This is a genomic window from Roseateles sp., from assembly GCF_049240545.1.
Classification (GTDB): domain Bacteria; phylum Pseudomonadota; class Gammaproteobacteria; order Burkholderiales; family Burkholderiaceae_C; genus Paucibacter_A.
Genome location: NZ_JBMLSK010000332.1, coordinates 1 through 7,911 on the forward strand (window position 1 = coordinate 1; position 7,911 = coordinate 7,911).

The 7,911-nt window shown below is 64.9% G+C and carries 9 protein-coding genes, 1 tRNA gene and 2 pseudogenes; 8 read left to right on the forward strand and 4 right to left on the reverse strand.

Annotated features, from left to right (window positions below; translation table 11 throughout):
- Both ACOVRJ_RS20395 and ACOVRJ_RS20400 read right to left on the reverse strand, forming a co-directional pair.
- Positions 1–203: pseudogene (locus tag ACOVRJ_RS20395) on the reverse strand (integrase core domain-containing protein); the annotation flags it as partial.
- Between the two features lie 96 nt (positions 204–299).
- Positions 300–419: pseudogene (locus ACOVRJ_RS20400) on the reverse strand (transposase); the annotation flags it as partial.
- 207 nt (positions 420–626) lie between these two features.
- On the opposite strand from ACOVRJ_RS20400, the gene ACOVRJ_RS20405 reads away from it, so the two are divergent.
- The 8 genes from ACOVRJ_RS20405 to ACOVRJ_RS20440 all read left to right on the forward strand — a co-directional run bounded on the left by ACOVRJ_RS20405 (position 627) and on the right by ACOVRJ_RS20440 (position 6,183).
- A tRNA-Val gene (locus ACOVRJ_RS20405) sits at positions 627–701 on the forward strand.
- Positions 702–994: 293 nt separating this feature from the next.
- Positions 995–1,660 carry a hypothetical protein gene (locus tag ACOVRJ_RS20410; RefSeq protein WP_422045655.1) on the forward strand — a complete coding sequence of 222 codons (666 nt, stop codon included), beginning with the start codon at positions 995–997 and terminating at the stop codon, positions 1,658–1,660.
- A gap of 624 nt (positions 1,661–2,284) precedes the next feature.
- Entirely contained in the window at positions 2,285–2,740 is a 456-nt protein-coding gene (locus ACOVRJ_RS20415; RefSeq protein WP_422045656.1) for a CHC2 zinc finger domain-containing protein, read from the forward strand.
- A complete protein-coding gene (locus tag ACOVRJ_RS20420) occupies positions 2,737–4,320 on the forward strand; it encodes a YfjI family protein (RefSeq protein ID WP_422045657.1) in 1,584 nt (527 codons plus the stop codon). Before ACOVRJ_RS20415 ends, ACOVRJ_RS20420 begins: the two co-directional genes overlap by 4 nt.
- 1 nt (position 4,321) lies before the next feature.
- On the forward strand, positions 4,322–4,999 hold the full coding sequence (locus tag ACOVRJ_RS20425; protein ID WP_422045658.1) for a hypothetical protein: 678 nt from the start codon (positions 4,322–4,324) through the stop codon (positions 4,997–4,999).
- Between the two features lie 36 nt (positions 5,000–5,035).
- Positions 5,036–5,482 carry a VRR-NUC domain-containing protein gene (locus tag ACOVRJ_RS20430; protein ID WP_422045659.1) on the forward strand — a complete coding sequence of 149 codons (447 nt, stop codon included), beginning with the start codon at positions 5,036–5,038 and terminating at the stop codon, positions 5,480–5,482.
- A 22-nt stretch (positions 5,483–5,504) separates the two neighbouring features.
- Complete coding sequence (locus ACOVRJ_RS20435) at positions 5,505–5,927, forward strand: DUF5681 domain-containing protein (RefSeq protein ID WP_422045660.1); 423 nt, start codon at positions 5,505–5,507, stop codon at positions 5,925–5,927.
- A complete protein-coding gene (locus ACOVRJ_RS20440; protein WP_422045661.1) occupies positions 5,914–6,183 on the forward strand; it encodes a hypothetical protein in 270 nt (89 codons plus the stop codon). Before ACOVRJ_RS20435 ends, ACOVRJ_RS20440 begins: the two co-directional genes overlap by 14 nt.
- 135 nt (positions 6,184–6,318) lie before the next feature.
- On the opposite strand, the gene ACOVRJ_RS20445 is transcribed toward ACOVRJ_RS20440, so the two are convergent.
- Both ACOVRJ_RS20445 and ACOVRJ_RS20450 read right to left on the reverse strand, forming a co-directional pair.
- Entirely contained in the window at positions 6,319–7,236 is a 918-nt protein-coding gene (locus ACOVRJ_RS20445; protein ID WP_422045662.1) for a tetratricopeptide repeat-containing serine protease family protein, read from the reverse strand.
- Between the two features lie 230 nt (positions 7,237–7,466).
- Entirely contained in the window at positions 7,467–7,871 is a 405-nt protein-coding gene (locus tag ACOVRJ_RS20450; protein ID WP_422045663.1) for a helix-turn-helix domain-containing protein, read from the reverse strand.
- Between the last annotated feature and the right edge of the window lie 40 nt (positions 7,872–7,911).

A 7,911-nucleotide genomic window follows, 5' to 3' on the forward strand; every position in this document is an offset into this window, starting at 1 on the left:
TCGGGCGTGCGCCCGCCATGGGCCTGGTGCGGGCGCCTGGCGTTGTAGAACTCAAGATGCCGGGCAATGCTGGCGCGCGCCGCATTCACGCCGTCATAGGCCTTGAGGTAAACCTCCTCGCACTTCACGCTGCGCCACAGCCGCTCGACGAACACGTTGTCGCGCCAGCAGCCGCGCCCGTCCATGCTTTGCTGGGCCCCGCACGCCTTGACAACCACCGCAGGCTGCGCCGGCTCGGCCGCAGCGTCAAAGACGGTGGCAGCTCGCTCCAGCAGCTGCCGCCGCCAGTCGGTGACCTGGCTGGGGTGCACGTCGTGCTTGTGCGCGATGTCGGCAATCGTCTTGTCGTCGCCCAAGGCCGCTATCGCCACCTTGGCCTTGAATGCCGGTGAGTGGTTCCGGCGTGGTCGTCTGCTCATCTTCTGTGCTCCTCAAAACACGGGCTCTGTCCTCGCCCATCGGAGCAGCTCTTCCACTTGTCGCCGTGTTCAGTTTTGCGCGACCACCTTTGCTGCGCACGGACATGCGGGCCTGGGCACCCGATGAAGACAGTCCCGACCAGGAGTCGGACGCCTGATGGCATAATTTCCGGCTCCGGACGATTCCGGTTCCGGTTGCCTTCAACCGGGCGGTTAGCTCAGCGGTAGAGCACTGCCTTCACACGGCAGGGGTCGCAGGTTCGAACCCTGCACCGCCCACCAGGGAAATCAAGCACTTACGGCGCCTTCGGGCGCCGTTTGCGCTTCTGGTGCTAGAAAAGTGCTAGGAACTGGGCTTATGCACGAACATCGCGTCGACCCTTGCGAGCTTGTCAGCCGGTCCTGGCGCGCCAGTTGCAAGCACCTCGCGGTCGGTCGGATGCCACGACCCGGCTGATGTTGGCCTTGCCCCCCGGGTTGGCAGAATCGCGCGGTTGCGCCTAGGTTGGCCCACCGAAACCCCGTCCCCCGGCGGGCTGGCGCGACATCTTCAGCCGGGGCCATCGGGGGATGGTATGGACAGCACCGCTCGGCGCTATGGCGCTGCCGCGCTTCAGCACCTGTTGGGTGACGACGATCTAGACGTGCCCTGGCGCTGGCATCGGGCCGGCGAGACACCCGGCATCTATTTCGAGCCGCTGGCCAGCGACATCAGCCAGTCCGAGCTCTTGGCGATCACCGGCGGGCTGGTGGGCGATAACGCCGCCGCACCGCGGCCCGTCCTTGCGCTGCCGTGCGAACTTCCCGAGCTGTTGGCCTTCGACGCCGCCGCGGGCCTGTTCCGAGACCGCCTGCAGGCCGGCAGCGAGACCGCCGAGCTACTCGAGCGCATCTGCGCCAGGGACCAGGACGAGGGTGAGCTTGCCAGGGCGCTCGTGTCGGGGCCCGCCGCCGCGGAGACCCGGAAGGAGAGGAGCGCGCGGCTGCTGCACTGGTATGAAGAAGAGGTGCAGGCCCGGGGCAAGAGGGGGGCCACAGAGCGGGTGACCGCGCGCGAGAAGGCTGTCCGTTCGACCGCACACCGGCCGAACGTGGGAGCAGACATCAGGTACGGGCGGAAGTTGCGTTCGGAAGCCGTCAGGGAGCGGGGCAACGTGGGGGCCCTTGGTAACATGGTCGAAATCATCGATCGCGAAAGCGGCCCCAACACTCCGACGCGCAAGGCCGGCGGAAAGCGTTGACCTATCCCGTCCGGCCGGCCACCTCGCTAGGGCGGTGCCTTGACCATCTATCCGGTTTGACGGGATAGCCTATCCCGAAGTTCTCATCGCGGCTCCTCTTGCTTGGAGCCGTACATGAACGCAACACGCCGCGCAGCGCCGAAGACCACGAGCAGAACCCCCCGCAAGCCGCCACCCTCGGCCACGCCGCCGGTCCTGGCAGATGTCCAACTCCTGGACATCAAGACCTGCTGCGCCCCCGGCTTGGTCGGAGCGACTTGGTGGCGCGACGCCGTCGCTGCGGGCCTCGCCCCGGAGCCGGCGGTGAAGCTGCCGCGCTGCACCCGCTGGCGCGCCTCGGAGGTACATGCCTTCTGGGCCGCGTTTGCAGCGAGCGGTGGCCGCCTCAGCACAAAGGGGTCAAAGTGATGGCACGGGCCAACGCCCACTGCTGGGCCAGAGCGTGCGCTGCGCTTTGCTGCGCTTTGCTGAGCTCCGTAGGGCCAGCCCTAGGCGGCGTCCTGGCCTTCGCCACCAGGGGGTGCGCATGACCAGCGTCCGCACTGAACTCGTCCAGGCTCTCACTGTCCTGAGCTGTGCCGTCGCCGTAGTCCGCCGCGCGGCTGGCGTGGAAGGGGGTGCCCCATGCCGCTGAACCGCGCAAACCTACCCTCTATCGAGAGCTACTGCGAGTCCCATGGCATCCAGCTGGTTGGGCGTGGCCAGTGGCGTACAGGGTCGTGTCCTATCCACGGGGGAAGCGACAGCCTGCGTGTGAACACCAGCTCGAACGGTTGGTGCTGCATGTCGTGCGGCGCGACTGGTGGCAATGCGGTTGCGCTGCACATGGCCGTCACCGACCTCGACTTCGTAGGCGCCGCCAAGGATTTGGGCTGTTGGATTGAGGGTGACAGGCCCGGGGCGAGAGGGCCGATGCCGTTCTCGGCCCGGGATGCTCTGACGGTCCTTCATGCGGACCTCCATCTGATTGCGGTGATCGTTGGCGACCTCCGCCGCGGTGTCCTCCCCGCCCAGGCCGATTGGGACGCCTTCCTGGCCGCCGCATCCCGTGTCCTGCACATCGCGGAGGTGGCACGGTGAGCACACTCCCACAGTTCGCACAAGCGGCTCGTGCTCGCGTAGATGCTGCCGCTGCCAGGGCTGAGGCGGCTTGCGAGGACGAACCCAAAGACTGGCGTGACCCCAGGCCCATCTCGGTGGAACTACCGGCCGCACCCGCATTCGACGCCAACACGCTTCTTCCGAAGGATCTGGCTGACTTCGTCCTTGACGAGGCAGATCGGATGCCATGCGCGCCTGACTTCGTCGCCGCCGGGATGATGGTGGCCCTGGGGGCCGTGATCGGAGCACGGTGCGCCCTGAAGCCGAAGAGGCGTGATGACTGGATCGTCACGCCAAACCTGTGGGGTGGTGTTGTCGGTGATCCGAGCACCAAGAAGTCGCCTGCAGTGAGCGTGGCCTTCAGGTTCATCGACCGTCTTGAGGCCAAGGAGGCCGAACGGCAGCTCGAACAAATGAAGGTTCATGCGGCAGAGCTTGCTGCTTTCAACGCCCGGCAGTCTGCAGTTGCTAGCGCCATGAAGAAGGCCGCCACGAAAAGCGGCGACAGGGCAATGGACGAGGCCATGGCGAAGCTCAAGAACCTCGCGCCGCCCGACGAGCCAAAGCAGCGTCGCTACAAGACGAACGACGGCACTGTGGCCAAGATCGGCGAGATCCTCGCAGGCAGCCCCGACGGCCTACTGGTGCTTCGTGACGAGATCATTGGCTTGCTGGCTTCCTGGGACAAGCCCGGCAACGAAGGCGACAGAGCGTTCTACCTGGAGGGCTGGAACGGCACCGGGACATTCAACATCGACCGTGTGGTTCGCGGCAGCCAGTTCGTCTCGAACTTGTGCTTATCGGTATTCGGGGGCATCCAGCCCGAGCTTCTTCAGAGATACCTGACGCAGATGGCTGGGTCGCTGGACAACGACGGCCGGATTCAGCGCTTTCAGCTCCTGGTGTACCCAGAACCTGTGGCGTGGGAATGGAGGGATCGTTCTCCAGTCCCAAGGGCACGCGAGGGCGTGCGTAACCTGTTCGATCGCTTGGCCAGCTTCGACCCTGTGCTGGATGGTGCAAGCCCGGCAGACGAGTTCGTGAAGTTGCCCTCGTTCGGCTTTGGAGACGCCGCGCTCGAGGTCTTCGTCGAGTGGGCCACGGACCTGCACCACGAGCGCATCGCCAAAGAGCAGAACCCACTGATGGCGCAGCACTTGGCGAAGTTCGAGAAGCTGTTCTGCGCCCTTGCGCTGATCCTCCACCTCGCGGAGGGCCGTGTCGGGCCTGTGCAGGCCGACACAGCTTTACGGGCTTCAGCTTGGTGCGAATACCTTGAGGGCCACGCCCGCCGGATCTACGCGCTGATCGAGGTGGCCCGCGTAAAGACCGCCAAGCTCCTGTCGCGCCGGCTAGCCGAGAAGAAGTTGAACGACGGCTTCACCGCCAGGGAGGTGGGACGGAAGGGCTGGGCGGGGCTGTCTAACTCCATGGACGCCGAGATCGCGCTGGCGCTGCTGGAGGAGTTTGGCTGGGTGCGTAGCGTCGACGGCACAGGCGAAGCCGGCCGGCCTACCACCCGCTACTACATCAACCCGGCCATCACCAAGGAGGCGTGACATGAAGACCTCTTGGGCTTTGCGAGCCGCTGCGTTCCTTCGGAATTTCCCCTCCACCCCGACTGACGAAACCGACGAAACCCCTTTTTCGTCGGTTTCGTCGGTACATCCTCAGGGGGTATCTGAAAAACGCAAGTTGTTGATCCTGACGTCCAACGACCCACAGCCGGTGCCACTGGCGCAGCCCGTGCCGCCCATCACGACCCTCGCCACCTGCGCCAACAGCACCCACAACATGCACCGCGGGACCTGTGCGCGCCCGGTCGATGCAGGGCTCCTGCCGGCAGCTGACGTCTACTTGGCCGAATGCGATGCCTCCGACAAGAAGCACGCTGTGGTGGCGGCTCAGGATCGGCCCTACAAGCTGTCGGCGGCCGAGGCAAATGGTGCCCATGCCCAGCCGTGGACGGAGTCTCAGATCAGGGTCTACAACGCGCGTGCTGGGCGCAGCCGGGGCATGGGCTTCAGCGCAGATGACGCCGACGATCTGGCTGAGCGGCTGCATCTGCGCGATGTAACGGGCGATGAGCGCCGCTCTTGCATCGAATGCCGCCACTACGAGCGCGGCTGCTGCGCGCAGGCTTGCAATGCACTCCTGACCTCACCGGCCATCGGCCGCGACCTAGCTGTGCTGCTCCAGCGTTGCCCAGCCCACGACCCGGTCATCCAGACCACTTGAAAGTCCGTGCCAAGCCTGCGCATGATCAACCACTCCATGAAGTACGACCTCTTCGGTGACCCGTTGCCATCCGCTCCGCGCCGGCCTGTGCTGGCTGAGGCGGGAGCGCTCGTGGAGGTGCTGAAGGCTCTGCGTGTCCACCCCGCTGTGGCCTGGGTGGAGCGCATGAACAGCGGCGCCACCAAGCTGGGCAAGCGCTTCGTCCGCTTCGGGTTTCCGGGCTGCCCCGATGTCCTCGGCCAGCTTCACGATGGTCGGCTGCTGGCGGTCGAGGTGAAGGGGCCACGGGGCCGGCTGCGCCCGGAGCAGAAGGTCGTGCTCGCACGGGTGGCTGACGCTGGCGGCGTGGCCTTCGTCGCACGCAGCCTGCGCGACGTCGTGGTGGCTCTCGGGCCGTTGGATAGGGTAGTGGCCTCGCCATGCGTCGATCGCGGCGCTTGCGGCAGCGTAGGCCTGTTTGCGGCCTCTCGTTGCGGTGCCTGATTCATCAGGGAAGGTGCAGGCGATGCCGAAAGCGAACTCCACTTCATGGCGGCCGGGTGTCAGCGGCAATCCGAAGGGCCGTGCGCCAGGAACGGGAAAGGTGGCCACGTTGCGCGAGCAGATCAACGAGGCGGTGCCGGGCATCGTCAAGGCGATGGTCGATCGCGCCCTGGACGGTGACCCTGGCGCCGCGCGTCTACTCGTGGAGCGGGTCATCCCGGCGCTGCGCCCGGAGGAGCGTCCCGTTACCCTCAACATGACCGCCGACGCACCGCTCGCCCACCAGGGCCGTGCCCTCCTTGCAGCAGTCGCGGCTGGCGAGCTGGCGCCATCTCAAGCCTCAACGCTGCTGGCTGGCCTGTCGACCATGGCCAAACTGATCGAGACCGACGAACTGGCTGCCCGCGTGGCTGCTTTGGAGGAGCGCGCAAATGCCAAGGCTTGATCGGCGCATCGATGCGCTCGAAGACATCTACGTGCCCCCGCGGGAGAGATTCGTCATTCGCATCGTGCCGATGACTCGGCCCGGGCGCGTGTTCGTGCCCAGCGCGTACTCCCTGCACAGCGGCAGGACCATCACCCGCGGCGCTACCGAAACGCAGGGCTCCTTCGAGGCTCGCGTCACTGCCGAAGCACTGGCCTTTACTTCCGGCGTGCCGATGGTGCTCAGCGTCGATGGCATGGAGGCCGCAGCAACATGAAGCAGTCCCGACGCTATTGAGTTCGCGCTGCCAACTAACAAGGCCACGCCAGCATGCGGGAGCGACACCCAGACTGGCGTCTTTGATCCCGGTGTAAGGCTCAACGCAACTGCCAGGAGCCGTCGACAGAGGGGGCTATCGCAACTTCCAGCACTCCACTCGAACCGTAAACCCCTGTGCCTGCTGTGCGATAGACGTCGTGGGCAGGGGACGATCGGCCTGCGAAACTTGATAGTCGATGCCGTTGGCGTCGAGAAAGGAACGCAGTGCGATCCCGCTAATGGCGAAATTGACGTTCTGTGGGATATCGCCGGTCATGCGTGCGGTTTTGACGGCGTCGAGCTTGGACACAACAACGCCCATGACCCGCCCTGCCGCGTCGAGTACCGGCCCGCCACTGTTTCCTGACTGCACCGGTGCACTGATCTGGAACTGGGAGGTGTCGCCCCCTATGCCGGAGAGGCTGGCGAGCGTGCCAGTCGTCAGTTGGAATCCAGAAAGGATTCTGGGCAACGGGTAGCCTGCCACTGCTACTGCCTCACCCACAAGAGGCCGCTGCGCGCGCAGCGGCACACTCGTGCCGCCGACTGGTGCGGTGAGAAGTGCAAGGTCCGCCTTGGTGTCGACGGCCTTGACTCGTCCCGACAACCCGTTAACCGTCAATCGTTGACAGTTGGCGACGACGTGGTGGTTCGTGATGAATCGTTCTGAGGCGATCCTAAAGCCAGTACCGGCCGAAGAGGCCGGCGCTGCGGTCTTCGGGTCCGTTGGCGGCGAAGCCGTGGCCGTCTTGGGCTTCCAGTCTCTCGCAGCAGTCTGCGCGGCCGCGCGCTGCTCTGTTGTGAGGCGAAACTCTAGTTCATCGAGATCCTTTAGCGCAGCACGGTAACCACGCGAGGTGGCAAGCAAAAACCAGAAGTACGCCGTCTGATCGTCTCTCGCGACGATCTCGCCCTTGCGATACATGCCTCCGATGAACCACTGTGCTTCTGCAACCCCTTGCTCTGCCGCAGCGCCCATCCAGCGCATTGCCTCCCACTCGTTTTCGTTCAAGAGTAGCCACCCCAGTTCGTACTGAGCGAGAGGGTCACCCCTCTGGGCTTTCGGTCGGGCAGCCTCGATAAGGCGTGGCCTCTCATCAGGATAGATGAGGCGCCCTTTCCTTTGCCCTTGGTCGCTTACCGACTGTGCGCCATCTGCCAACTCAACCGGGCCTGCCAGCGCCCAATTGAATGAGAGCAGGAACACGAGGGAGCAGCCAACAGAAGGATTTACACGGCGTTTCATTCTGAAAGCCTTGTCTGAGTCACCCAAGCGCAGCGCAAACGAGATACACCAGAAACACGCGTCGCATTTGTCGATACGTGTTCACCTGTAATCAGTGCCGCTGCATAGCCCAGAAGACGTTGCCGAGCCTCTGGGGTGAGCGCCTGGGAGGTCAGAAGCAGTTCGACGTCGACCTTGTTGCTGAGCAGCAGGAACGCGGGCGGGATGCCAAAGGCACGCGCCAAGTTGGCGATGGAGTCGACCGTGGCCGAGGAGTCTGCGGAAAGGATGCGAGCAACGGAGCTCTGGGACAGCCCAGACCGATGGGCCAGCTTGACCTGGGTGTCGAGGTCAGGGCTGGCTGCCATCAGTTCGCGTAGGCGTTCGGCGATGACTTGCCGAAGTTCGGTGGCTGCGTTCATGCCCACAGTGCTCCTCGGTTTGCATCGTGTTCATGAGCCG